The organism is Streptomyces sp. NBC_01017 (assembly GCF_045162795.1).
GTDB classification, from domain to species: domain Bacteria; phylum Actinomycetota; class Actinomycetes; order Streptomycetales; family Streptomycetaceae; genus Streptomyces; species Streptomyces machairae.
The window spans coordinates 8,986,294-9,011,682 of sequence record NZ_CP108683.1 but is presented as its reverse complement, the minus strand read 5'-3'; the positions used below and the strand labels follow the sequence as shown (position 1 = coordinate 9,011,682).

At 71.8% G+C, this 25,389-nt stretch carries 24 protein-coding genes and 1 pseudogene; 17 read left to right on the top strand and 8 right to left on the bottom strand.

All coding sequences use genetic code 11. The features are described 5' to 3' along the window. The first annotated feature begins 71 nt into the window (after positions 1-71). Positions 72-758 carry an esterase/lipase family protein gene (locus OG331_RS41395; protein WP_406206645.1) on the top strand — a complete coding sequence of 229 codons (687 nt, stop codon included), beginning with the start codon at positions 72-74 and terminating at the stop codon, positions 756-758. A gap of 96 nt (positions 759-854) precedes the next feature. After that, positions 855-1,550, top strand: a complete 696-nt coding sequence (locus OG331_RS41390; RefSeq protein WP_406206642.1) for a class I SAM-dependent methyltransferase — start codon at positions 855-857, stop codon at positions 1,548-1,550. Here the strand turns inward: OG331_RS41390 and OG331_RS41385 are convergent, their stop codons facing one another. Both OG331_RS41385 and OG331_RS41380 read right to left on the bottom strand, forming a co-directional pair. Further along, positions 1,551-1,925 (bottom strand): fic family toxin-antitoxin system, toxin component, encoded by a 375-nt coding sequence (locus OG331_RS41385; protein ID WP_328429210.1) that lies wholly within the window; start codon positions 1,923-1,925, stop codon positions 1,551-1,553. It abuts the gene before it with no gap. 4 nt (positions 1,926-1,929) lie between these two features. Continuing rightward, positions 1,930-2,169, bottom strand: coding sequence for a toxin-antitoxin system HicB family antitoxin (locus OG331_RS41380; RefSeq protein ID WP_328883105.1), 240 nt, complete (start codon positions 2,167-2,169; stop codon positions 1,930-1,932). 228 nt (positions 2,170-2,397) lie between these two features. Between OG331_RS41380 and OG331_RS41375 the strand changes: the two genes are divergently transcribed. The 9 genes from OG331_RS41375 (at position 2,398) to mug (ending at position 12,822) form a co-directional block, all read left to right on the top strand. Beyond that, positions 2,398-3,279 carry an ABC transporter ATP-binding protein gene (locus OG331_RS41375; RefSeq protein WP_406206638.1) on the top strand — a complete coding sequence of 294 codons (882 nt, stop codon included), beginning with the start codon at positions 2,398-2,400 and terminating at the stop codon, positions 3,277-3,279. A gap of 4 nt (positions 3,280-3,283) precedes the next feature. After that, positions 3,284-5,857 (top strand): ABC transporter permease, encoded by a 2,574-nt coding sequence (locus tag OG331_RS41370; RefSeq protein ID WP_406206635.1) that lies wholly within the window; start codon positions 3,284-3,286, stop codon positions 5,855-5,857. A 46-nt stretch (positions 5,858-5,903) separates the two neighbouring features. Next, positions 5,904-6,809 (top strand): LLM class F420-dependent oxidoreductase, encoded by a 906-nt coding sequence (locus OG331_RS41365; protein WP_406206632.1) that lies wholly within the window; start codon positions 5,904-5,906, stop codon positions 6,807-6,809. 56 nt (positions 6,810-6,865) lie between these two features. After that, complete coding sequence (locus OG331_RS41360) at positions 6,866-7,291, top strand: GNAT family N-acetyltransferase (RefSeq protein WP_406206629.1); 426 nt, start codon at positions 6,866-6,868, stop codon at positions 7,289-7,291. A 183-nt stretch (positions 7,292-7,474) separates the two neighbouring features. Continuing rightward, on the top strand, positions 7,475-8,818 hold the full coding sequence (locus OG331_RS41355) for a hemolysin family protein (RefSeq protein ID WP_406206626.1): 1,344 nt from the start codon (positions 7,475-7,477) through the stop codon (positions 8,816-8,818). Beyond that, entirely contained in the window at positions 8,815-9,828 is a 1,014-nt protein-coding gene (locus tag OG331_RS41350; RefSeq protein WP_406206624.1) for a hemolysin family protein, read from the top strand. The genes OG331_RS41355 and OG331_RS41350 overlap by 4 nt, the downstream gene beginning before the upstream one ends. A 60-nt stretch (positions 9,829-9,888) precedes the next feature. Beyond that, positions 9,889-10,671 (top strand): SGNH/GDSL hydrolase family protein, encoded by a 783-nt coding sequence (locus tag OG331_RS41345; protein WP_406206621.1) that lies wholly within the window; start codon positions 9,889-9,891, stop codon positions 10,669-10,671. Positions 10,672-10,817: 146 nt separating this feature from the next. Continuing rightward, positions 10,818-12,260: an adenylosuccinate lyase gene (gene purB, locus OG331_RS41340; RefSeq protein WP_362378897.1), complete on the top strand. Its 1,443-nt coding sequence runs from the start codon at positions 10,818-10,820 to the stop codon at positions 12,258-12,260. 13 nt (positions 12,261-12,273) lie between these two features. After that, positions 12,274-12,822, top strand: coding sequence for a G/U mismatch-specific DNA glycosylase (gene mug, locus OG331_RS41335; RefSeq protein ID WP_406206617.1), 549 nt, complete (start codon positions 12,274-12,276; stop codon positions 12,820-12,822). Between the two features lie 4 nt (positions 12,823-12,826). Here the strand turns inward: mug and OG331_RS41330 are convergent, their stop codons facing one another. The 3 genes from OG331_RS41330 to OG331_RS41320 are packed head-to-tail and all read right to left on the bottom strand — an operon-like array spanning position 12,827 to position 14,945. Next, on the bottom strand, positions 12,827-13,255 hold the full coding sequence (locus tag OG331_RS41330; RefSeq protein ID WP_406206615.1) for a hypothetical protein: 429 nt from the start codon (positions 13,253-13,255) through the stop codon (positions 12,827-12,829). A 40-nt stretch (positions 13,256-13,295) separates the two neighbouring features. Continuing rightward, the gene (locus tag OG331_RS41325; RefSeq protein ID WP_406206612.1) at positions 13,296-14,021 is read right to left on the bottom strand and encodes an ABC transporter permease; all 726 of its coding nucleotides are present in this window, start codon (positions 14,019-14,021) and stop codon (positions 13,296-13,298) included. Positions 14,022-14,024: 3 nt separating this feature from the next. Next, positions 14,025-14,945 (bottom strand): ABC transporter ATP-binding protein, encoded by a 921-nt coding sequence (locus OG331_RS41320; protein ID WP_406206609.1) that lies wholly within the window; start codon positions 14,943-14,945, stop codon positions 14,025-14,027. Positions 14,946-15,054: 109 nt separating this feature from the next. Between OG331_RS41320 and OG331_RS41315 the strand changes: the two genes are divergently transcribed. The 3 genes from OG331_RS41315 to OG331_RS41305 all read left to right on the top strand — a co-directional run bounded on the left by OG331_RS41315 (position 15,055) and on the right by OG331_RS41305 (position 18,189). Continuing rightward, the gene (locus OG331_RS41315; protein WP_406206606.1) at positions 15,055-16,224 is read left to right on the top strand and encodes a sensor histidine kinase; all 1,170 of its coding nucleotides are present in this window, start codon (positions 15,055-15,057) and stop codon (positions 16,222-16,224) included. Between the two features lie 14 nt (positions 16,225-16,238). Beyond that, positions 16,239-16,901 carry a response regulator gene (locus tag OG331_RS41310; protein WP_406206603.1) on the top strand — a complete coding sequence of 221 codons (663 nt, stop codon included), beginning with the start codon at positions 16,239-16,241 and terminating at the stop codon, positions 16,899-16,901. Between the two features lie 130 nt (positions 16,902-17,031). After that, entirely contained in the window at positions 17,032-18,189 is a 1,158-nt protein-coding gene (locus OG331_RS41305) for an ROK family transcriptional regulator (protein ID WP_406206601.1), read from the top strand. Between the two features lie 122 nt (positions 18,190-18,311). On the opposite strand, the gene OG331_RS41300 is transcribed toward OG331_RS41305, so the two are convergent. Next, entirely contained in the window at positions 18,312-19,070 is a 759-nt protein-coding gene (locus tag OG331_RS41300) for a GntR family transcriptional regulator (protein ID WP_406206598.1), read from the bottom strand. Positions 19,071-19,241: 171 nt separating this feature from the next. Continuing rightward, entirely contained in the window at positions 19,242-20,126 is an 885-nt protein-coding gene (locus OG331_RS41295; protein WP_406206594.1) for an RNA polymerase sigma-70 factor, read from the bottom strand. A 203-nt stretch (positions 20,127-20,329) separates the two neighbouring features. Between OG331_RS41295 and OG331_RS41290 the strand changes: the two genes are divergently transcribed. Next, a complete protein-coding gene (locus OG331_RS41290) occupies positions 20,330-21,160 on the top strand; it encodes an alpha/beta fold hydrolase (RefSeq protein WP_406206591.1) in 831 nt (276 codons plus the stop codon). 93 nt (positions 21,161-21,253) lie between these two features. Here OG331_RS41290 and OG331_RS41285 read toward each other — a convergent pair. Then, a pseudogene (locus OG331_RS41285) lies at positions 21,254-22,042 on the bottom strand (EamA family transporter); the annotation flags it as partial. Positions 22,043-22,254: 212 nt separating this feature from the next. Between OG331_RS41285 and OG331_RS41280 the strand changes: the two are divergent. Next, complete coding sequence (locus OG331_RS41280) at positions 22,255-23,670, top strand: PLP-dependent aminotransferase family protein (RefSeq protein ID WP_406206588.1); 1,416 nt, start codon at positions 22,255-22,257, stop codon at positions 23,668-23,670. A gap of 131 nt (positions 23,671-23,801) precedes the next feature. Then, positions 23,802-25,376: an alkaline phosphatase D family protein gene (locus OG331_RS41275; RefSeq protein WP_406206586.1), complete on the top strand. Its 1,575-nt coding sequence runs from the start codon at positions 23,802-23,804 to the stop codon at positions 25,374-25,376. Positions 25,377-25,389: the final 13 nt, after the last annotated feature.

The following is a 25,389-nucleotide window of genomic DNA, read 5'->3' as shown; positions in this document are numbered from 1 at the left end:
CGATTTCACCGATGCGGCGCGCGTAGACCCGGCTGACACTCCTGACAACCCCACACGTTTCAGGAGGCATCATGCAGCGCCACAAGCGTCGCATCGCCACGGCCGCCTCGGCCTTGGCCGCATCGCTCCTTCTGTCACTGTCCCTCTCCCCCACACCCGCGCACGCCGCGGCCCACGACCCCGTCGTCTTCGTGCACGGCCTGAGCAGCTCGGCGAGCAGCTGGGACGACTGGGCCGGCTACTTCCGGGCCGACGGCTACACGGCCGCCGAGCTGGACGCCTGGTCCTACGACTGGGCCCAGTCGAACGCCACCACCGCCCAGCAGCTCGGGACCGAGATCAGAAACGTGCTCGCCCGGACCGGCGCCTCGAAGGTCGACCTGATCGTCCACTCGCTCGGCGCGCTCAGCTCCCGCTACTACCTCAAGAACCTCGGCGGGACGTCGTACGTCGACGATTTCGTCTCCACCGCCGGGGTGAACCACGGCACGTCCACCGCCTCGTGGTGCGCATGGCTGTACACCTCCTGCGCGGAGATGAACACCGGCAGCTCGTTCCTGACCTCTCTGAACTCCGGTGACGAGACCCCGGGCGGCGTGTCGTACGCCAGCTACTGGTCGAACTGCGACGAGGCACTCAATCCCGACACCACGGCGGTCCTGAGCGGCGCGACGAACGTCGAGGTCGGCTGTGTCTCGCACACCGACATGAACAACGACCACGGCGTGTACGAGCAGGTTCGGGACTTCATCGGCTGAGCCGGCCCGGAACGACAGCCACCGCAACGGCGGGGGGTGCGTCGGCCCCGTACGGGGGACAATCAGGGTGAGCCCTGTCCCGCCCGGGAGGTCCCCATGGCCCTACGGTCCCCACGGTCCGCCGCCTCCGGCAAGGTGCCACGGGATGCCGTGCACCACCCGCTGTTCGCCCGCTTCTACGCCCGGACCAGCGTCAGCGCCGAGACCCGGATGGGCATGGGCGGCGTCCGCGACCGGCTGCTGGCCGGGCTCTCCGGCCGGGTGATCGAGATCGGCGCGGGCAACGGCCTGAACTTCGCCCACTATCCGAGTGCCGTGTCGGAGGTCGTCGCCATCGAACCGGAACGTCTGCTGCGGCAGTTGGCGGTGGAGTCGGCGCTGCGCGCGGGTGTGCCCGTGGACGTCGTGCCGGGCGCGGCGGAGGCGCTGCCGGTCAAGAGCGAGGCCTTCGACGCGGTCGTGCTCTCGCTGGTGCTGTGCAGCGTGCGGGACGTGCCGCGGGCGCTCGGTGAGGTACGGCGGGTGCTGCGGCCCGGCGGCGAGGTGCGGTTCTTCGAGCACGGCCGGGGCGGCGGACGCGCCATGCTCCTCACTCAGCGCGCCCTGGACCGGTCGGTGTGGCCACTGGTGAGCGGTGGCTGCCACGTCTCCCGCGACCCGGTCGGGGCGCTGCGCGGGGCCGGCTTCGAACTCGGCCCCGTCCGGCGGGTCATGATGCCGGAGAAGGGGCCGACGCTCCCCTCGTCGTACTGCGCGCTGGGGACGGCGTGGCGACCGCGGATCAGCGACTAGTCACAGGCTCCACTGGCGCAGTTCCCGCGCGATGTCGTGCACTGTGGCCTCGCCGCTCTTCACGAGCCGGGCCAGATCGCGTACCTGCTCGGGCGAGGTGACGACCTTGAGGCCGCTGGCGACGAGGTAGGCGTAGGCGACGGCGGAGGCGAACAGGGCGTTGGAGCGCTCCAACGCGGGGACGTGAATGAGGAGTTGGAGCAGGGAGGCGGCTCGGGTCTGCGGGCTGTCGTAGACAGGGACGTCGAATATCTCGGCCTCATGGCGTGCGACGGCGGCGACGAGGGCTCCCCAGTCGGTGACCTGGGGGTCCCCCGGCGTGTTCTGTTCGGCGAGCATGAGCAGCCAGGCGAGGTCGATGTTCAGATGGCTCAACGGATCAGTGGCGACCTTCGCGCGTGCCCTCGCGGTCCGCGCCGAACTCCTCGGCGAACACCGACTCGTACTGCTTCATGAAATCGGCCGCGGCCTCCACGAAGGTGTTGCCGACCTCGCCGGTGTCCTGCTGGACCAGCTCCTCGATGTAGCGGTTGACGCTCACGCCTCGGGCCAGCGCGCGTTCGCGGGCGGCGCGGGCCGTGCCCTCGTCCACTCTCACGTTCAACTGGGTCTTCGCCATACCTCGAAGCTAGCGCGATCGCGCTAGCACGGCAAGAGCCCACCCCGGGGGTCGAGGGCCGCCCCGGATCGGCGAGTGCCCCTTACATCGATATCAGGGACCCGACCTGGGGCGGAGACCCACCGGGACCTCGGGGGGATACCAGGTGTGTGGTGGATCACATTAGTCTCGGCGGTGACGACGAGTCGCTCCGTCGAGTCGTCCCGTCCGTTCCGCGAGGAGGCGGTCTTGTCCGCAGCAGCTGCCCAGTACGCCCCGGGGCCCGCGCCGGCCGACGGCATCGCGGCCCGCGCGCGCGGTCTGACCAAGGCGTACGGCTCGGGTGAGACCACGGTGCTCGCCCTCGACTCGGTGGACGTGAACATCGCGCGCGGGCGCTTCACCGCCGTCATGGGGCCGTCCGGTTCCGGGAAGTCCACGCTGATGCACTGTCTGGCGGGCCTCGACAACGTCTCGGCGGGGCAGGTGTGGCTCGGCGACACCGAGATCACCGGGCTGAAGGACCGGGAGCTGACCCGCCTGCGGCGGGACCGGATCGGGTTCATGTTCCAGTCGTTCAACCTGATCCCGACCCTGAACGCGGCCGAGAACATCACCCTGCCCATGGACATCGCGGGCAAGAAGCCCGACGAGAAGTGGCTCGACCAGGTCATCGACACCCTCGGGCTGCGGGACCGCCTCAAGCACCGGCCGTCCCAGCTCTCGGGCGGCCAGCAGCAGCGCGTCGCCTGCGCCCGCGCGCTGGCCTCCCGGCCGGAGCTGATCTTCGCGGACGAGCCGACCGGCAACCTCGACTCGCGGGCGGGCCTGGAGGTGCTCGGCTTCCTGCGGGAGGCCGTCGACCTGCTGGGGCAGACCGTCGTGATGGTCACCCACGACCCGGGCGCCGCCGCCCACTCCGACCTGGTGCTCTTCCTGGGCGACGGGCGGATCGTCGACGAGATGGAACGGCCGACGGCGGAAGCCGTACTGGAGCGCTTGAAGCGTTTCGACGTGACCCGCGGCCCGTTCGACGGCGGCGGCCCGGCGCCGGGGGCGGTACCGGACGACCGGCCGTCGTCCGCCTCGCCCGCGCCTGCCGAGTGGCCCGCGCCGCCCGAGGAGCGCTGACCCGGTGCTCAAGGCGACGCTCAGGAGCTTCCTCGCCCACAAGGGACGGCTGCTGCTCTCCGCCCTGGCGGTGATTCTGTCCGTCGCGTTCGTCACGGGCAGCCTGATCTTCTCGGACACCGTCAGCCGTACCTTCGACCGGCTCTTCGCCTCGACCGCCGCGGACGTCACCGTCACCCCGAAGGAGACCCTCGACGAAACGATCCCCTCCGGGCAGACCCTGACCCTCCCGGCCTCGCTGGCCGACCGGCTGGCCCAGGTCGACGGTGTCGCGGCGGCCCGCCCGGACGTGGACGTCGAGGGCCTCACCGTCGCCGACAAGAACCGCAAGTCGGTCGGCCCGACGACCGGCGCCCCGACCATCGGCACCGCCTGGAACCCGACCGAGCGCAGCCCCGTGGAACTCACCTCCGGACACGCACCGAAGGGCGATGCGCAGGTGCTGATCGACGCGGAGACCGCCGAGAGCAAGGACGTACGGATCGGCGACCGTCTCACCGTCATCGGGCAGGAAGGCTCCTTCCCGGTCGAGGTCGTCGGCATCGTCACGTTCACCACCACCAACCCCGGCGCCGCACTGGTCTTCTTCGACACCGAGGCCGCGCAGACGAAGCTCCTGGGCGATTCGAAGGCGGCCACCAGCATCTCGCTCGACGCGGCCGAGGGCGTCAGCGACGCGGACCTCAAGCGGCGCGTGGCCGAAGCGCTCGGCGGCGACACGGGCGCCTACGAGCTGCGTACCGCCGACGAGCAGGCCGAGTCGGACGTCGAACAGCTGGGCGGGTTCCTCGACATCATCAAGTACGTCATGCTCGGCTTCGCCGGGATCGCCGTGCTCGTCGGCGTCTTCCTGATCGTCAACACCTTCTCCATGCTGATCGCCCAGCGCACCCGTGAGCTGGGCCTCCTGCGGGCCCTCGGCGCGGACCGGCGCCAGGTGCGGCGCTCGGTCCTCGCCGAGGCGCTGCTGCTCGGTCTGGTCGGCTCGACGCTGGGCCTCGCGGCCGGCATCGGGCTGGCCGTCGCGCTCATCGAGCTGATGGGCCTGCTGGGCATGAACATCCGGGCAGCCGAGATGGTCATCGGCTGGGGGACGCCGGTGGTCGCGTACGTCGTCGGCCTCGGTGTCACCTTCGTCGCGGCCTACCTCCCGGCCCGGCGTGCGGCGGGCGTCTCGCCGATGGCGGCCCTCGCGGACGCCGAGATCGCCGACATCGGACGGCCGCTGAAGCTGCGGGCGATCGTGGGCACGGTGGTCGGGGCGGGCGGTACGGCGGCGCTCGTGGGCTGTGCCATGTCGTCGAAGACATCGACGGCGGCCTCGCTGCTGGGCCTCGGCGTCATCCTGACGCTCATCGCGACCGTGATCGCCGGACCCCTGCTCGTACGGCCCGTGATCCGGGTCCTCGGCGGGGCCTTCCCTGCGCTGTTCGGCTCGATCGGCCGGATGAGCCAGCGCAACGCCCTGCGCAATCCGCGCCGCACCGGTGCCACGGCCGCCGCCCTGATGGTGGGCCTCGCCCTGGTCGGCGGGATGTCGGTGGCGAGCGCCTCGATGACCAAGTCGTTCGACGAGCAGATCGACAAAACGCTGGGCGCCGACTTCGTCGTGCAGAACAGCAACTTCGTGCCGTTCCCCCAGGAGATCACCGACCGGATCCGGGACACCGAGGGCGTGGGGCTCGTCGTGCGCTCGCAGTTCACGACGATCGCGGTACGCCTGCCCGACGGCGACCGGGTGCAGACGACCGCCGCGGCGTACGAACCGCGGCTCGACGAGGTCGCCAACATCACCTACGCCCGGGGCGACAGCGCGGCGGCCCTCGCGGACGGGCGCCTCGCCATGGACAAGGACTTCGCCGAGGACCACGGCGTGCGCGTCGGCAGCACCCTCCCCGTCGAGTTCCAGGGCGGCCGGCGGGCCGAGCTGACGGTGGGTGCCCTCACCGACCAGGAGTCCTCCGACGGGTTCGGCTCCCAGGGCGGGATCTACTTCGGCCTGGCCACACTGGAGAAGTACGCGCCCGGCGGGCAGGACGCGGCCGTGTACGTCAACGCCGCCTCCGGCACGAGCACGGGCGACCTGCGGGCCGGACTGGAGAAGACGCTGGACCCGTATCCGCAGGTGCAGGTCCGGGACATCGCCGACTACAAGCAGCTGGTGCACGACCAGATCGCCGTGCTGCTCTACCTCGTGTACGCCCTGCTCGGCCTCGCGATCATCATCGCGGTGCTCGGCGTGGTCAACACCCTCGCGCTGTCGGTCGTCGAGCGCACCCGGGAGATCGGGCTGCTCAGGGCCATCGGGCTCGCCCGCCGGCAGCTGCGCCGGATGATCCGCCTGGAGTCGGTGGTGATCGCCGTGTTCGGCGCGGTCCTCGGGCTCGCGCTGGGGCTGGTGTGGGGTGTGTGCACCCAGCAGGTGCTGGCGTTGCAGGGCATGACGGCGCTGGCGATCCCCTGGGGCACGATCGTGGCGGTGGTGATCGGGTCGGCGGTGGTGGGTGTCGTGGCGGCGCTGCTGCCTGCGTTGCGTGCATCGCGCATGAATGTGCTGGCGGCCATCGCACACGAGTGATGGAATCGCGGCAGGTGCTCAAGTCCCCTGAAGGTGAGGAGAGTTCATGTCGCAACCGGTGGGCCCGCGTCCGTTCCGTTTCGGCGTCAACCTGATGACCTCCGCCCCTGCCGACGAGTGGCGCGCCAAGTGCCGCCGGGCCGAGGAGCTCGGCTACGACGTGATCCTGGTCCCCGACCATCTGGGCATGCCGGCGCCGTTCCCGGCCCTGGTCGCGGCGGCCGAGGCGACCGAGCGGCCGCGCCTGGGCACGTTGGTGCTCAACGCGGGGTTCTGGAATCCGGCCCTGCTCGCCCGGGAGGTGGCGACGACCGACGCACTGACGGGCGGGCGGCTGGAACTGGGGCTGGGCGCGGGCTATGTGCAGGCGGAGCACGATTCGGCGGGTCTGCCGTTCGGCACTCCTCGCGAGCGCGTGGACCATCTGCGTCGCACGGTCGAGGAGCTTGAGCGGCTGCTCGGGGCGGAGTCGTACCAGCCGCGGCCGACGCAGCAGCCGCGAGTGCCGCTGCTGGTCGGCGGCAATGGCGACCGCGTGCTGCGGCTGACCGCCGAGCACGCCGACATCGCGGCGTTCGGGGGTGCGTACCCGGACCCGGAGAGCTCGACCGGGCGGCTGCTCCCCGTCACGGCCGAGCAGCTCGACGAACGGGTGGCCCGCTACCGGAAGTTCGCGGCAAGCCGGCCGGAACCCGCCGAGCTGAACCTGCTCCTGCAGATGGTGACCGTCACGGAGGACCGCGAGGCCGTGCTCCAGCCGCTCCTCGACCTGGTGCCGGAGCTGACCCTGGAGCAGGCCCTGGCGCTGCCCATCGTCCTGACCGGCAGCCTGGACCAGATCACCGCGCAGGTGCTGGTCCAGCGCGAGCGGTACGGGTTCTCGTATCTGACGGTCCTGGAGCCATACATGGAGGCGTTCGCTCCGGTGATGGCGCGGCTGCGCGACAAGTAGCCGTCCGGATACTGGAATTCCGCTTCCTGTTCCGCCGCCCGTGATGGGATCACGGCATGACTGATCTGCGGATACGGCCCGCGACGGCCGACGACCTCGACAGTGCGCTGGCCTTCTGGAAGACGGCCGCCGAGGGCACGAGCATCAGCGACGACCGGGACGGCGTGGAGCGGCTGGTCGCCCGCGACCCCGAGGCGCTGATCCTGGCGGAGCTGGACGGCGAGCTGGTCGGCACGGTGATCGCGGGCTTCGACGGCTGGCGCTGCCATCTGTACCGGCTGGCGGTGCACCCGCAGCGCCGTCGCCGGGGCATCGGCTCGGCGTTGCTGGCCGCCGCGGAGGAGCGGTTCGTACGGCTGGGAGGGCGCCGCGGCGACGCGATGGTGCTCCAGCGCAACGAGAACGCGCACCATGCCTGGCGCTCGGCCGGGTACTCGCCGGAGGATCACTGGCGGCGGTGGGTGAAGCCGCTGAACGACTGATTCACCTCGGACAGGGATCACACACGGATCACATACCGCATCACTTTGCCCGTCCTTTACTATTGCTGGACCACTTCGGTCCTCCAAGGAAAGGTGTGAGCGTCCGCCCATGGGCGAGCCTCCCAGTACCCGACATCGCGCGATCCTCCCCACCCTGTCCGACCATGGGACGGAGGTGACCCGATGACCGAAGTGCTCCTCCTGCTGGTGGCGATCCTCCTGTCGCTCGCCTGCGGTGCCTTCGTCGCGGCGGAGTTCTCGCTGACCACGGTCGAGCGCAGCGAGCTGGAGCGCGCCGTGGAACGCGGCGAGCGGGGCGCGTCCGGCGCCCTGAAGGCCGTACGGAACCTGACGTTCCAGCTCTCCGGCGCACAGCTCGGCATCACGGTCACCAACCTGGTCGTCGGCATGCTCGCCGAGCCGTCGATCGCGCGGCTCATCGCGGGCCCGCTCGAATCGCTCGGCATCTCCCACTCGGCGTCCAGCTCGATCGCGCTGGTGATCGGTACGGCGCTGTCGACGATCGTCCTGATGGTCGTCGGCGAGCTGGTGCCCAAGAACTGGGCGATCTCCTCGCCCCTGGCCGTGGCCAAGCGGGTCGGAAACGCACAGCGCTGGTTCAGCGCGGTCTTCCGCCCCTTCATCACCCACCTGAACAACACGGCGAACCGCATCGTGCGCCTCTTCGGTGTGGAACCCACCGAGGAGCTGGCCGCCGCGCGCGGCCCGCAGGAGCTGGCCGCCCTGGCTCGGCACTCCGCCCGTGAGGGCGCCCTGGAGGCGGACACCGCCGAGCTCTTCGTGCGGACGCTGAACCTGGCCGACCTGACCGCGGAGAACGTCATGACCCCGCGCGTCCAGGTCGTCGCCCTCGACGCGCAGGCGACCTGCGAGGACGTGGCGAACGCGACCCGGGCGACCGGGCTGTCCAGGTTCCCCGTCTACCGCGGCAGCCTCGACTCGGTCGTGGGTACCGCGCACATCAAGGACATCCTGGCGGTGCCCGCCGAGAGCCGTCCGCGCGTCTCCGTCGCCGAGCTGATGCGCGAGCCGCTCCTCGTCCCCGAGACGCTCACCGTCGACCGGCTCCTGGACCGGCTGTCCGGCAAGCGCACCATGGCCGTGGTGATCGACGAGTACGGCGGTACGGCGGGCGTGGCGACCCTGGAGGACATCGTCGAGGAGGTCGTCGGCGAGGTGCGGGACGAGCACGACCCGCACGAGACACCCGACCTCGCCCAGGCGGGCAGTGACGACGACGGCCGGACCCTGTACTCGGCCGACGGCTCGGCGCGCGTGGACCAGCTCGCGCGCGTGGGGCTGAGAGCGCCCGACGGGCCGTACGAGACCCTGGCCGGTCTCGTCGCGACGGAGCTGGGCCGCATCCCCGCGGTCGGTGACTGTGTCGAGGTCGCCGGCTGGCGCCTCGACGTCGTGGACGCCGCGGGGCGCAGGGCCGCGCGGGTGCTGATGCATGCGCCGCCTGCCGACGAGGCGGACCAGGACGAGAAGGAGGACGAGCGATGACCGCCGTACAGCTGCTCATCGGTCTCGCGACGCTGGTCGTGAACGCCTTCTTCGTGGGCGCCGAGTTCGCGCTCATCTCCGTACGGCGCTCGCAGATCGAGCCGTACGCCGACCAGGGCGACCGGCGCGCCAAGAGCGTGCTGTGGGGCCTGCAGCACGTGTCCGCGCTGATGGCCGCGGCGCAGCTCGGCATCACGCTGTGCACGCTGGTGCTCGGTGTGGTCGCGGAGCCCGCCATCGAGCACCTGCTGGAGCCTCTGTTCCATGCAGTGGGCGTGCCGGAGGGCGCGGGGCACGTGGTGTCCTTCGTGATCGCGCTGGCGCTGGCCACGTATCTGCACATGCTGCTCGGCGAGATGGTGCCGAAGAACATCGCGCTGGCCGAGCCGGTGCGCAGCGCCCTGGTGCTCGGCCCGCCGCTGGTCACCCTGTCGCGGGCGCTGCGGCCGGTGATCTTCACGATCAACGCCTTCGCCAACGCGCTCCTGAAACTGCTGCGGGTCGAGACCAAGGACGAGGTCACCGCCACGTTCTCGGACGCCGAACTGGCACGCCTGGTGCGCGACTCCGGCGAGGCCGGCCTCATCGACGAACGCGCGCGGGAGCGACTGCACGATGCCCTGGAACTGGGCCGTCGGCCGGTGCGCGACGTGGTCCTTCCGCTGGAACGTGTCGTCTACGCGCGCGTGGGCGTCACTCCGGAGGAGCTGGAGCGCCTGTCGGCCGAGTCGGGCTTCTCCCGCTTCCCGGTCGTCGACTCCGGCCGCCACATCGTCGGATATCTGCATGTGAAGGACGCGCTGGACGCCTCCCCGCGGGACGTGCCGTTCCAGGTGGACGACATGCGGCCCATCGCGCGCGTCCGGGAGAGCACGCCCCTGGACGACGTACTCACCGCCATGCGCGGCAGCCGTACGCATCTGGCGGCCGTGCTGGGGAGCGACGGGCGACTGGGCGGGGTGGTGACCATGGAGGACGTGCTGCGGGAGCTGTTCGGACAGCGGGCGTAGGTCCGCCGAGGGAGGCTGACCGACCGCTGGGTATGTGCACGGGATACCATTTCTGTCGCCATGCAGACGAACCCCACCCACAGCAGCCTGGTCGCGGTCGGCGACTCCTTCACCGAGGGCATGTCGGACCTGCTCCCGGACGGCTCCTACCGGGGCTGGGCCGACCTCCTCGCCGGCCGGATGGCCGCCCGTACGCCCGGCTTCCGGTACGCCAACCTCGCGGTGCGCGGGAAGCTGATCGGCCAGATAGTCGACGAGCAGGTCGAGGTTGCGGCGGCCATGCAGGCCGACGTGATCACCCTGGTCGGCGGGCTCAACGACACCCTGCGCCCCAAGTGCGACATGGTGCGTGTGCGCGCTCTGCTGACCGAGGCCGTGGAGCGGCTGGCCCCGTCATGCAAGCAGCTGGTCCTGATGCGCAGTCCCGGCCGCCAGGGCCCCGTGCTGGAGCGGTTCCGGCCGCGCATGGAGGAGCTGTTCGCCCACGTGGACGAGCTGGCGGCCAAGCACGGAGCCGTCGTCGTCGACCTGTACGGCGCCCCGTCCCTCAGGGACCCGCGCCTGTGGGACGTGGACCGGCTGCACCTCTCCGCCGAGGGACACCGCAGGGTCGCGGAGGCCGTGTGGCAGACGCTCGGGTACGACCCCGAGGACACCGAGTGGCGCACGCCGGTGCCGGCCACGCTGCCGCCGGGGTGGACCTCACGGCGGGTCGCCGACGCACGGTTCGCCCGGCAGCACCTGCTGCCGTGGATCGGCCGCCGCCTGACCGGCCGCTCCTCCGGCGACGGCCGCCCGGCCAAGCGGCCGGATCTGCTGCCGTACGAGGGGACTGTGGAGTAGCTCCGGTTCCGGCTGCTGGGGAGGCCGCTCACCCGGTCCACCGGCTCACGGGGCAGGACTCGTCGGGACGTGACGCACGTCTCGTACGTTCCACCGAACCGGGCCACGGCGCCGGCCTGCACAAACCGCCAGTAGAATCTGGACACGTGACTTCTGCGCCCGCCAAGCCCCGCATCCCGAACGTCCTCGCCGGACGCTACGCCTCCACCGAGCTCGCCACGCTCTGGTCCCCCGAGCAGAAGGTGAAGCTGGAGCGGCAGCTCTGGCTCGCCGTGCTGCGGGCCCAGAAGGACCTCGGCATCGAGGTGCCGGACGAGGCGCTCGCCGACTACGAGCGTGTCCTCGACACCGTCGATCTGGCCTCCATCGCCGAGCGCGAGAAGGTCACGCGGCACGACGTGAAGGCGCGGATCGAGGAGTTCAACGACCTCGCCGGGCACGAGCACGTCCACAAGGGCATGACCTCGCGCGACCTCACCGAGAACGTGGAGCAGCTGCAGATCCGGCTCTCGCTGGAGCTGATGCGCGACCGCACGGTGGCCGTGCTGGCGCGCCTGGGCAAGCTGGCCGGCGAGTACGGCGAGCTGGTCATGGCCGGCCGCTCCCACAACGTCGCCGCGCAGGCCACGACGCTCGGCAAGCGGTTCGCGACCGCCGCCGACGAGCTGCTCGTCGCGTACGGCCGGGTCGAGGAACTCCTCGGCCGCTACCCGCTGCGCGGCATCAAGGGCCCGGTCGGCACCGCGCAGGACATGCTGGACCTGCTCGGCGGGGACGCGGCGAAGCTGGCGGAGCTGGAGAACCGGATCGCCGGGCACCTCGGCTTCGCGCAGGCGTTCACCTCGGTCGGCCAGGTCTACCCGCGCTCCCTGGACTACGAAGTCGTGACCGCGCTGGTGCAGCTGGCGGCGGCGCCGTCGTCGATGGCGAAGACGATCCGGCTGATGGCCGGGCACGAGCTGGTGACCGAGGGCTTCAAGCCGGGCCAGGTCGGCTCCTCCGCGATGCCGCACAAGATGAACACCCGCTCCTGCGAGCGCGTCAACGGCCTGATGGTCATCCTGCGCGGCTACGCCTCGATGACCGGCGAGCTGGCGGGCGACCAGTGGAACGAGGGTGACGTGTCCTGCTCGGTGGTGCGCCGGGTCGCGCTGCCGGACGCGTTCTTCGCGCTGGACGGCCTGTTGGAGACGTTCCTGACGGTGCTCGACGAGTTCGGCGCGTTCCCGGCGGTCGTGGCCCGTGAGCTGGACCGCTACCTGCCGTTCCTCGCCACCACCAAGGTGCTGATGGGCGCGGTGCGCGCGGGCGTCGGCCGTGAGGTCGCGCACGAGGCGATCAAGGAGAACGCCGTCGCCTCCGCGCTGGCGATGCGCGAGCAGGGCGCCGAGCGCAACGAGCTGCTCGACAAGCTGGCCGCCGACGAGCGCATCCCGCTCGACCGCGCCGGCCTGGACGCCCTGATGGCCGACAAGCTGTCCTTCACGGGTGCCGCGGCCGACCAGGTCGGCGTCGTCGTGGGCCGGATCGAGGAGATCGTGAAGCAGCGTCCGGAGGCCGCCGGTTACACGCCGGGGGCGATCCTCTGACGTCGCGCACCGCATGACGCGCTTCACCGCCGAGGAGTTGGAGGCCGCCCGCGACCGTCTGGTGCCGGACGTCGTCGCGGACGGTCTCCATGTGCTGTTCTGCGGCATCAACCCCGGTCTGATGACGGCCGCGACCGGCCATCACTTCGCCCGCCCGGGCAACCGGTTCTGGCCGGTCCTGCACCTGTCCGGGTTCACGCCGAGGCTCTTGAAGCCGTCGGAGCAGGAGGAGTTGCTGTCCTACGGGCTCGGCATCACGAACGTCGTGGCGCGGGCGAGCGCGCGAGCCGACGAGCTGAGCGCACAGGAGTACCGCGACGGCGGGCGGCTGCTGGCGACGAAGGTGGCTCGGCTGCGGCCGCGTTGGCTGGCCGTCGTCGGGGTGACCGCCTACCGGGCGGCGTTCGACGACCGCAAAGCGTCGGTGGGGCCGCAGGAGCGGATGATCGGGGACACGCGGGTGTGGGTGCTGCCGAACCCGAGCGGGCTGAACGCGCATTGGACCGCGCAGACGATGGCGGAGGAGTACGCCCGGTTGCGGATGGCGGCGGAGCGGGCCTGACAGGTCAGGGTGGGGCGACGTCCGTGACCACGGCCAGGAGTTGGACGTCGGCGGCGGGGTCCCGGTCGGCGACGGCCACCGCGATCCATCGTCCCGTCCCCTGCGCCTCCCAGAGGTGGGCGACGGCGGCGCCGGCGCTGAGAGACCGCCAGGGCTCGGGTATCTCCTCCCGCTCGGTGCGCAGCAGTGTGGTCTGCAGGTTCAACGGATGCGTGTGCCGCCATTGAGGCGCGTACACCTCGTACAGGGCGTCCCGGTACTTCTCGAACTGCTCCACCGTCGCCGCGCGTGTCCCGCAGTCGTCCTGGCTGCTCTCCAACACCACGACGTGATACCCGGGCCCCCAGTCGCCGACGTCCGACGGGCCGTGCTCCGCCGGAAAGGGGCGGAAGCACAGCTCGTCGATGAGGGCGATGTGCCGTGCGATGTTCATGGGTCCAGTAAACCCGGCCGCACTGACAATTGGCGTGCCGTCAGGCGTCCCGGCGCCGCACGCTCCACGCCCCCGCCAGCAGCGCCGCCGCCGTCCACAGCGCGGTCACCGCGAGTCCCGACCAGGGCCCGAGGGTGCCGTCGTAGGTCTGGTGAAGGGCGATCTGGCCTGCCTTGTCGGGCAGGAAGTCCGCGACGGTGCCGGCGGCGTCGCCGATCACGAACGACACCACCAGGATGAACGGGATCAGGACGGAGAGCGTGGCCACACCGCTGCGCAGCACCGCCGTGAGGCCCGCCGCGAACAACGCCATCAGCATGAGGTAGATCCCGCAGCCCACGACCCCGCGCACCTGCTCGGCCGTGGTGAGACCGCCGGCCGCGGAACCGAGTCCCGCGCGTGCCACCACCAGTGCGGTGAAGGCGGTGACCAGTCCCACGAGCAGTGCCGGCACGGCGATGGCCGTCACCTTCGCCGCGAACCAGCGTCCGCGCTGCGGAACCGCCGCGAGCGACAGTCGGAGCGCACCCCCGTGGTACTCCGACGACACGGCCAGCGCCCCGAACGCGATGGCGGCGATCTGGCCCGGCAGGATCCCGAACATGGCCGTGAACAGCGGGTCGAACTCCGGGTCGGAGCTCCCGTCGGTGCCGGCCAGGGCGGAGAACGCCGTGGTCACGGCGAACAGCGCCAGCAGCGCTCCGGGCAGCGAGCGGAGCGTACGGATCTTGAGCCATTCCGAGTGGAGCACGGGCGCGAATGCCATGGTTCAGGCCTCCTGGGGCTGTGCGGTGAACTCGGCCTCGGCCGCGGTCAGATCGAGGTAGGCCTGCTCCAAAGTGCCCTCTTCCGCCGCGAGTTCGAGGATGGGAACGCCTGCCTCGGACATGACGCGGCCGATGTCCTCCACGCGCGCTTGGTGCACACTCCAGTGCCCGTCCTCGTGCTGGACGGCGTCGTGACCGTGGCGGGCGAGGACGGTCTTGAGTGCGGTGGCGTCCGAGGTACGGATACGGACGCGGGGTTCCACGCGCGCGTGGATGAACTCCCGCATGGGGGTGTCGGCCAGCAGGCGCCCCCTGCCGAGGACCACGAGGTGGTCGGCGAAGGACGCGGTCTCGTTCATGAGATGGCTGGAGACCAGGACCGTGCGCCCCTCCCCCGCGAGACGGCGCAGCAACTCGCGGATCCAGATGATGCCTTCGGGGTCGAGGCCGTTGGACGGCTCGTCCAGCAGGACGACCTCGGGGTCACCGAGGAGGGCCGCGGCGATGCCGAGCCGCTGGCGCATGCCCAGGGAGTACGTCTTCACCCTGCGCCCCGCCACCGACGCGAGCCCCGTCTCCTCCAGCGCCGCGTCCACGCGGCGGTTCGGGATGCGGTTGGTCGCGGCCAGGACGCGCAGATGGTCACGGCCGGTTCGGTAGCCGTGCGCGGCCTGGGCGTCGAGCAACGCGCCCACCTGCCGCAGGGGTTCGTGCAGGGTGGCGTAGGCGTGACCGCCGACTGTGGCGGCTCCGGAGGTCGGCCGGTCGAGGCCGAGGACGAGCCGCATGGTGGTGGACTTTCCGGCGCCGTTGGGGCCTAGGAAGCCGGTGACGCGGCCGGGGAGGACGGTGAAGGTGAGGTCGTCCACGGCTCGCCGGTTGCCGTACTCCTTGGTGAGGGCTTGGACTTCGATGCTGGTCATGGCAGTCAGCCTGGCCGCCGGGGGTGGGCCGGCTCCTCCCCCGCCGGTGGAGATCGTCTCCCCCGTGCGGGGGAGGTCCGTTGTCAGTGGCGGCTGGCACCATGACGAAATGGTCCGCTTGCTGCGCCCGTTCGGTCGGGCGGTGACGTACACACGGCTGCTGCATCTGTTCATCGGCATCGTGTGGCCGAGCATGTGGCTCTTCGTCCGGGAAGCGTGGTGGATCTGGCTGGTGGCCGCCGCCGCGCTCGCCCCCGCCGCACTGGTGCCCGCGATGCGGACCGCGGAAGGGCTCCAGGCGAGGCTGCTGCTGACCGGGCACCGGCACGACCACGGGAGCACGGACATCGTGGTCGCGCCGTCGGCATCCTGGGGCGACCGGGGACGGCTCGTCGTCTGGCTGGAAGCGCGGCTGCTGCTGGGCTACGCGACCGTCACATGCGTCGCCCAACTGCTCTTCGGCACGGTGCACCTGCTGTCGGCGCCGTTCGACCGGGACTTCGAGGAGGGCGGACTGTTCACCCTCGCTGGCCGCGGCTGGTGGAACGTCCTGCTGGTGCCCCTGCTGCTGGTCGCACTGGCGGTGACGGTGGTCGCCTCCGGCCATCTCATCACGGCACTCGCCCGCCGCCTCCTGGGCCCCACACCCGCCGAGCGCCTCGCGGCCATGGAGGAGCGCACGGAACAGCTCCTGGAACGCACGCGTATCGCCCGTGAACTCCACGACTCCATCGGCCATGCCCTGACCGTCGCCGTGGTACAGGCGGGCGCCGCCCGCGCGGCCCGCGACCCCGCCTTCACCGACCGGGCCCTGGACGCCATCGAGGAGACCAGCCGGGCCGCCCTGGAGGACCTGGAGCGGGTTCTCGGCATCCTGCGCGAGTCGGAGCGGCCGGTCAGCAGCCGACCGACGCTGACGGACGCGGACCGGCTGCTGGAGTCCGCGCGGGCGTCGGGCGCGAAGATCGACATCGAGCTGACGGGACCTTTGGACACCGTGCCCGGACCGGTCTCCCGCGAGGGCTACCGCATCCTCCAGGAATCGCTGACCAATGTGCTGCGGCACGCGGGCGCGGTCCCGGTCGGGGCGCGCATCGCCGTCGCGGACGGCACGCTCACCCTCGAGGTCCGCAATCCGCTGACCGCCGACATACCCGGGCCCGGCCGGGGCAGCGGCCTGCGCGGGATACGCGAGCGCGCTGCCTTGCTGGGCGGGCGTGCGCGGACCGGCCCCGACGAGGGTGTCTGGCAGGTACATGTTGAGCTGCCGCTGAGTTGATCTAGGCTGGCCGGATGCCGGTCACCGTTCTCCTCGTCGACGACGAACCCCTCGTACGCGCGGGTCTGCGGGCCGTGTTGGAGGCGCAGCCCGACATCGAGGTGGTCGGGGAGGCCGCCGACGGAGCGGCGGTGATCCCGCTGGTCAGGCAGCTGCGGCCCGATGTGATCGCCATGGACGTACGGATGCCGCTGCTGGACGGGATCGAGGCCACGCGCGCGGTGCTGCGCACGGTCGATGAACCGCCGAAGATCCTCGTCGTCACGACCTTCGAGAACGACGAGTACGTGTACGAGGCGCTGCGGGCCGGTGCCGACGGGTTCCTGCTGAAGCGGGCCCGGCCCGCCGAGATCGTGCACGCGGTGCGGCTGGTTGCCGAGGGCGAGTCACTGCTGTTCCCCGCGTCGGTGCGGCAGCTGGCCGCACAGTACGGCGACGACGGCGGCAACCGGGCGGCGCGCGCGGTGCTGGAGCGGGCCCGGCTGACCGAGCGGGAGGCCGAGGTGCTGCGGCTGATGGCACGCGGACTGTCGAACGCGGAGATCGCGGCCCGGCTGGTGGTCGGGACGGAGACGGTGAAGTCCCATGTGAGCGCCGTCCTGGCCAAACTGGGGGCGCGGGATCGCACGCAGGCGGTGATCACGGCGTACGAGTCGGGGTTCGTGGCACCCGGGTGAGCCCTCCCCCGGACCGAGGCGAGGACAGCCGGACGGACCGACCGGTAGGTTCGGGGTGCCCACCACTCGCCGGGGTCAGCCACGGCGAGTACCATCCGCCCAACATGCGCACGAGCTGGGAGGACGGACGTTGGGGCCACTGACCGGCGGGGATCCCTCGCTGCTGCGAAGGATCAACTCCGCGGTGGTGCTGCACGCGCTGCGTGCCACGGACGCCGCCACGCTGACGGAGATCACCCGGGTGACCGGGTTGTCCCGGCCGACCGTCGAGGGCGTCGTCGAGGGACTCATCGAGGCGGGGTACGTCGTCGAGAAGCCGGCCGACGAGAGTGTCGTGCGGCGCCAGGGCCGGCCCGCGCGCCGGTTCCGGTTCCGGGCCGAGGCCGGTCACCTGCTCGGCGTGGAGATCGGGTCGCACCGGGTCGCCGCGCTCCTTGCCGACCTGGACGGCCGGATTCTCGGCGCCATCGCCAAGGACGTCGACGAGACGGCTCCGGCCGACGAGCGCCTCGATCGGGTGCGTACGGGCGTGGCCGAGCTGCTGCGCAGGGCCGGTGTGGCACGCAGCTCGCTGCGGGCTGTCGGGGTCGCGACGCCGGGCATCGTCGAGGCGGACGGAACCGTGCGGCTGGGCGCCGCGCTCCCCGAGTGGACGGGGCTCAGGCTGGGCGAGCGGCTGAGCCGTTCCTTCAAGTGCCCTGTCCTGGTGGAGAACGACGCCAACGCGGCGGCCGTTGCCGAACATTGGAAGGGCTCCGCCACCGAGTCCGACGACGTGGTGTTCGTCCTGGCCGGGCTGAGCCCCGGCGCCGGTTCGCTGATCGGCGGTCAGCTGCACCGGGGCTTCGGCGGCGCGGCCGGTGAGATCGGCGCGCTGCACATGCTGGGCCGCGAGGCGACACCGGAGACGCTGCTGTCGACCACGGACGAGCCCCTGCGTCCTCTCGACGAGCACGCCGTCGCCAAGGTCTTCGCCCAGGCCCGCGATGGCGACCAGCAGGCCCTCGCGGCCGTCGATCGCTTCATCCAGCGCCTCGTCCACGACGTGGCCGCGCTCGTCCTCGCCCTCGACCCCGAGCTGGTCGTCGTCGGCGGCTGGGCGGCCGGCCTGGACGGCGTACTGGAGCCGCTGCGCCGCGAACTGGCCCGCTACTGTCTGCGCCCGCCGAAGGTCGCGCTGTCCCTCCTCGGCGAGGCCGCCGTGGCGACCGGCGCGCTGCGGCTCGCTCTCGACCATGTCGAGGAGCAGCTGTTCGCGGTCGAGGGGACCGTGACGGGGCGACGCTGACGGTCACCCGGTCAGGCATCGGTCCGGCGCGCCACCGGCAGGCAGCGGCACGACCTCTGCGCCACTCAACGCGACGCGCCCCGGAGTCGATCCGGGGCGCGGGGCATGTGCCGGTACGGCGGTCAGGACGCCTGGCGCTCCGGGCCCTGGTGGATCTCCACGCCGCCGGAGTCGCCGAAGGTGAGCCGGCAGGTGTCCGCGCGGTACGTGGCGACGGAGAGCGCGGCGGTGCGGCCGTCGGCGAGGTAGCGGGTGGTCACGACGAGGACGGGCGCCCCCGGGAGGCGGTCCAGCTCCTTGGCGTCGTCCGCGCGGGCCGAGCCCAGCTCGACGGCGCTGTCCTGGCCCTCCAGCTCCAGGCGCTGCAGCTCGCGCAGCACGGCACGCGCGCGTGCCGCTCCGGCCGCGTCGATGGCGGAGAGGTCGGGCACCGAGGACTGCGGGATGTAGAGCAGTTCGGCCGCGACGGGCTGGCCGTGCGTCACGCGGGAGCGGCGCACGGTGTGCACGGCCTCGTCCCGGCCGCTCTCCAGGGCGTCCGCGACGGACGCGGGCGGCGCCGCCAGTGCGCAGTCCGCGGGCTGCCAGACGTCGTCGGTCGCCCCCGGCCAGGCGTGCTGCTCGCCCCCGACGGACACGCCCACGCGCGGCGGCGCGACAGTCGTACCGACACCGCGGCGGCGCTGCAGCCTGCCTTCCAGTTCGAGCTGTTCCAGGGCCTGCCGGAGCGTGGCCCTGGCGACGCCGAAGCGGGCTGCCAGGTCGCGTTCGTTGGGCAGAATCTCGCCAACGGTGAACTCGGAGTCCAGTGCCTCACTGAGCACGGTCCTCAGATGCCAGTACTTCGGTTCCGGCACCGTTTCCAGCTGCGTGGTCCCCACCCTGTCCTCCGCAATCGCCGTGGCCCGTCGGCGTTTTAGCGCCCTTGTTTATTAAAGGTTGTTGCACTTATCTGCGACCATAGGGCGGCCCTCACCCTTGGTCAATACCAATCGCCGGGAGCGTTCACGGGACGGGCTCGCGCCGTCACCGCCGGGACGGGGCGGTGGGAGCTACGCCGTCGCCAGCGACTTCAGCTTGTCGGGGTTGCGGATGATGTAGACCGACTGGATCTGCCCGTCCAGGACGTCCAGTTGGAAGACGCTGTCGGGCTTGTCGCCGGACCGCACCAGCACCGCGGGGCCACCGTTGATCTCCAGGAACCGGAAGGTGACATCGGGGACGCCGTTCCGGGTGACGCCCACGAGGAAGCGCCCGACCTTGTCGGCCGTCTCCAGGACGCGTACCGGCGCCTTGGCCTTGCCGCCGCTGTCGCCGACGAGACGGACGTCCGGGGCCAGCAGCGACATGAGGCCCTCCAGGTCGCCCTCCGCCGCCGCTGCCAGGAACCGTTCGGTGAGATCGCGTCGCTGGGCGGGGTCGACCTCGTACCGCGGCCGCCGCTCGTCGACATGCTTGCGGGCCCGCCCGGCCAGCTGGCGCACCGCCGCCTCACCGCGGTCGAGCATGGCGGCGATCTCGGCGTACGGGTAGCCGAAAGCCTCCCTGAGGACGAACACCGCCCGCTCCAGCGGCGACAGCGACTCCAGGACGACGAGCACGGCGAGGGAGACGGAATCGGCGAGGACGGCCCGCTCGGCGGTGTCCGGGACGGCGTCCCCGAAGTCGGTGACGTACGGCTCCGGCAGCCAGGGACCGACGTAGGTCTCGCCGCGCGCCTTGACCTGGCGCAGTCGGTCGATGGCGAGCCGGGTCGTGATGCGCACCAGGTAGGCGCGCGGTTCGCGCACCTCGGACCGCTCGGCGCCCGACCAGCGCAGCCAGGCCTCCTGCACCACGTCCTCCGCGTCGGCCACACGGCCGAGCATGCGGTAGGCGACCCCCAGCAGGACGGGGCGGTGCTCTTCGAAGACATCGGTCTCGGTGTCGGTGGTCACCGCTCCATCCCAGCCGACACGTCCGGCCGTGTCCAGGCGAAATCGGCGCCCCGACCCCGTGCCGTTCAACCTCGGGGGGCGCAGGGCGCGTTGGGGAGCACGCGAGCCCGATGTCCACGACCGTCAGGGTCTACCCGTCGGTAGCAATTGCTGACAAGCTGTCTACGGCCGTCCGTCAGCGTGTCCCAGCCGAGGAGCACCCCATGTCCGCCACCGTCTCCTTCCAGGTCGCCTCTCCCCACGGCCCGCAGAGCGTGAGCGTCGACCACACGCGCGTGGGCAGCGGCGAGCCGCTGCTCCTGCTGCACGGGATCGGGCATCACCGGCAGGTCTGGGAGCCGGTGGTCGACATCCTCGCGACCGAGCGCGATGTGATCTCCGTGGACCTGCCCGGCTTCGGAACGTCCCCGGGCCTGCCGACCGCCCTCTCCTACGACCTGGCGACGACGACGGCCGTGTTCGGTGCCTTCTGCGAGGCCATGGAGCTCGACCGGCCGCATGTGGTGGGCAACTCGCTGGGCGGCCTGATCGCACTCGAACTCGGCCGCGAGAAGCTCGTGCGGTCCGTCACCGCCCTCTCCCCGGCCGGGTTCTGGTCGGAGGCCGAGCGGCGTTACGCCTTCGGCGTGCTGCTCGCGATGCGGCAGATCTCGCGCCGGTTGCCGCTGCCGCTGGTGGAGCAGCTGTCCCGGTCGGCGGCCGGCCGTACGGTCCTGACGAGCACGATCTACGCCCGTCCCGGCCGCCGGTCACCCGACGCCGTGGTCGCCGAGACCCTGGCGCTGGCGCGGGCCACGGGCTTCGACCAGACCCTCGACGCCGGCCGGGCCGTCCGGTTCACCGACGACATCCCCGGTATCCCGGTCACCGTGGCCTGGGGAACCAGGGACCGGCTGCTCGTGCGCCGCCAGGGTGTGCGCGCCAAGCAGATCATCCCCCGGGCACGCCTCGTCAGGCTGCCCGGCTGCGGCCACTGCCCCATGAACGACGACCCGGCCCTGGTCGCGCGCGTCATCCTCGACGGCAGCCGCTGACCCACGCGGGGCGCGCGCCAACGCGCCCGACCCCAGGGCGACTCCGGCGCCGACCAGGGCGCTCCCCAGCGCCTGTACGGCGCCGTAGGAGCCCGTTCCGACGAGCGGGGCGGTGCAGGCGGCGGCCACCGGGATGAGGCCGGAGAAGAGCGTGGCGCGCTCGGCGCCGATCCGCTGCATGCCCATGTACCAGCACACGAAGCCGACCACGGTCACGACCACCGCCTGCCACAGCAGAGCGGCCGTCTCGGTGGTGCCGGGCCGGCGCAGCCACGCGGTGCCGTCCAGGAGCAGTCCGGCCGCCGCGGACTCGACCGCCGCGACACCGCACACCACGGCGGACAGCAGCCGCGGGCCCAGCGGGCGCAGCACGGGCACGGCCAGGACGGCGAAACCGACCTCGCCGACCAGCGCACAGGCGGAGAAGGCGATGCCGGCGCCGTCCGTACGCCCCCAGCCCTGGACCGTGACCGCGCCGGCGGCGACCAACAACGCCCCGTGGAGGACGGTCCGTTGGGGGCGGCGCTTGTCCAGCAGGGGGACGACCACGGCCACGACCACGGGTGCGCAGCCGACGAAGACTCCGGGAACCGCCGGTTCGGCCGTGCGCTCGGCGGCGATCACAGCCAGGTTGAAGCCGACCATGCCGACGGCGGCGAGTACTACGAGGCGGGCCCACTGACGGGCCGCGAGCGCGCGCAGCCGGGCCGGGGCGCCACGCCCGGCCAGCGGGACCAGCAGGAGGCAGGCGAGGGCGTAACGCAGGAACTGGCCGCCGGCGTACGGGTAGTCGCCGAGGAGGCTGTTGGCGGTGAAGGATCCCCCGACGAGGACGCAGGCGAGCGCGGCGAGCAGGGCTCCGCGCGTGGTGGTGGCGTTCATGGCACCGACGCTAGGAAGCGCAGCGGTCCGGATTAAGGTCCACTTTCATGACGCCATCGCAGACCAATCCGGCCGGGAGGACGGCACGGCACGCCTCGGAGCCTTCGGAGGCCTCGGAGACCTCGGCAAACGATTCCTCGGGGCGGGCGAGCGGCCCCAGCGGGCGGGCGCGGCCCCCTGCGACGCCGACCGCAGGTGGCCCGCAGCCTCCTGTGGACTCCGCAGCCTGGGAGTTGCTGCTGCCTGCCGCGTCGGCGCCGGCACGCGCGCGTGGGCGTTCGCTGCAGGCGGCGCTGCGTGAGGCGGTGCGGTCGGGGCGGCTGGCGCCGGACACCCGGCTGCCGTCGAGCCGGGATCTCGCGGCCGACCTCGGTGTGTCGCGCGGGCTGATCACCGAGGCGTACGAGCAGCTGACGGCGGAGGGCTATCTGCGCAGCGGCCGGGGTGCCGGGACCTGGGTGGGCAGTGCAGTACGGGCCGCCCGGCCACGCGCCCGTGATCTCGCGCCACGCGCCACCGGCGCCCACGCCGACTTCGTAGCCGGGACACCGGACATGTCGCTGTTCCCGCGCGCGGCGTGGGCTGCCGCGCAGCGCGGGGTGCTGGCCGAGCTGCCGCACCACGAACTCGGCTATCCCGACCCACGCGGGCTGCCCCGGCTGCGTACGGCGCTGGCCGAACTGCTGGCGCGCCGCCGGGGCGTGGTGGCGGACCCCGAGCGCATCGTGGTCGTCTCCGGGGTGGCACAGGCGACGACACTGCTCGGGTTCGTGCTGCACGCGCGCGGGATGCGCGAAGTGGGCGTGGAGAGCCCCGGGAGCCCGCAGCACGACGCGCTCTACGCATCAGCGGGGGTGACCACTGTGCCACTGCCACTGGACGACGAGGGGCTCGCCGTCGGACCGTTGCGGGAGTCCGGCGTACGGTCCGTCGTCACGACCCCGGCCCATCAGTTCCCCACCGGCATCGCCTACTCCGCGCGTCGCCGTGCCGAGCTGCTCGACTGGGCGCGGTCCGTCGACGGATTCGTCCTGGAGGACGACTACGACGGCGACTTCCGCTACGACCGTGCGCCCGTCGGCGCGCTCCAGGGGCTCGACCCCGAGCGCGTCGCGTACGCGGGATCGGTCAGCAAGTCCCTCGCACCCGGCCTCCGGCTCGGCTGGCTGCTCGTGCCGGAGGCGCTGGCCGAGGATGTCGTCGAGCGCAAGCGGACCATGGATCTCGGTCATCCCACCCTCGATCAGGCGCTGTTCGCCCGGTTCCTGGAGCGCGGCGACTACGACCGCCAGCTGCGCCGGTGCCAGCGCGCGTACCGCGAGCGCCGCGACACCCTCGTATCCGCCCTGGAAGATCACTTCCCGGGCGCGGAGGTGACCGGGATCGCCGCGGGCCTGCACGTCATCGCCGCACTGCCGGATCGGTACGGGCCCCAGGAGCGGTTCCTCGCGTGCGTGGCCGCGGCCGGGGTGGCGGTGCGGCCTCTGACGGACTACGCACACGCGCGTGCCGGGGAGGGCGATCGGCCGGGTGTGCGGCTGGTCCTGGGATACGCGCATCTGTCGCCGACGCGGATCCGTGCGGGCGTACGGCTCATGGCCGAGGCGGTCGTCGCGGGTCCACGCTGATCGGCACCACACCGGCACGCCGGTTCCCTTGCGGATGCGGTCAGTTGTTCACTTGTGGTTTGCGTGTGCGCTGCGGCGCACCAGTAGTTGTGGCACTGCACACTGGCCGGATCCCGCCTCTGGAGGCCTTCATGTCACACCGTCCGTCCCCGGGCCGCCGCAGCGTTCTGCGCGGCTCGCTCGCCGCTTCGGCGGCGCTCACCCTGCCCACAGCACTCGGCCCGGCACCGGCGTTCGCCCTGTCGGGGCGTCCCAAGGCCGGGTGGGGTGTGCAGACGGGCGACGTGACCTGCGACTCAGGGCTGGTGTGGGTGCGGTCCGACCGTCCGGCCCGGATGATCGTCGAGACGTCCGCGACCGAGTCGTTCCGCAAACCGCACAGATGGCACGGCCCGCTGCTCGGCGCTGACACGGACTTCACCGGCACGACCCGGCTGCGCGGCCTGCCGTCCGGCGAGCAGATCCACTACCGCGTGCTGCTCGCCGACCCGGACGACCCGCGCCGCACCGGTGAGCCGGTCTCCGGCACGTTCCGTACGGCCTCCGCGCGGCGGCGCGACGGGGTGCGCTTCGTGTGGTCGGGCGACCTCGCCGGGCAGGGCTGGGGCATCAACCCGGACTTCGGCGGCTACCGGATCTACAACGCGATGGCGGCGCTGGACCCGGACTTCTTCCTCTGCAGCGGCGACAACATCTACGCCGACGGCCCGATCACGGCGTCGGTCGCGCTGCCCGACGGCAGCACCTGGCGGAACATCACCACCGAGGAGAAGTCCAAGGTCGCCGAGACCCTGGCCGAGTTCCGCGGCAACTTCCGCTACAACCTGCTCGACGACAACCTCAAGCGCTTCAACGCGCAGGTCCCGTCCGTCATCCAGTGGGACGACCACGAGGTCACCAACAACTGGTACCCCGGCGAGATCCTCACCGACTCCCGCTACACCGAGAAGAACGTCGACGTCCTGGCCACACGCGCCCGGCAGGCGTTCTCGGAGTACTTCCCCATCTCCACCCTGCGCCGCCCCGAGGGCCGCGTGTACCGGGTGGTCAACCACGGTCCGCTGCTGGACGTGTTCGTGCTGGACATGCGCACCTATCGCAACGCCAACTCGACGGACGACCAGGCCACCGACGCGCAGGGCATCCTCGGCGCCGAACAGCTCAGGTGGCTCAAGCGCGAGCTGTCCCGCTCGCGGACGGTGTGGAAGGTCATCGCCTCCGACATGCCGCTGGGCCTGGTGGTACCGGACACCGGCGACGGCAAGCCGAACATCGAGGCCGTCGCGCAGGGCGACCCCGGAGCTCCGCTCGGGCGGGAGCTGCAGATCGCCGAGCTGCTGCGCTTCATCAAGCACCGCAGGATCACCGGTACCGTGTGGCTGACCGCCGACGTGCACTACACGTCGGCCCAGCACTACCAGCCGTCGCGGGCCGCGTTCACCGACTTCGAGCCCTTCTGGGAGTTCGTCTCCGGCCCGCTCAACGCGGGCGCGTTCCCGGCGAACACCCTGGACAACACCTTCGGTCCGGACCGGGTGTTCATCAAGGCGCCGACGACCGCGAACGTCTCGCCCGCCGGCGGTTACCAGTTCTTCGGCGAGGTCGACATCGACGGCGGCAGCGGCGAGCTGACGGTGCGGCTGCGCGAGTCCGACGGCACCGTGCTGTTCACGCAGGTCCTGCAGCCGGGCCGGGTCGGTCAGTAACTCCCGTGCCCGG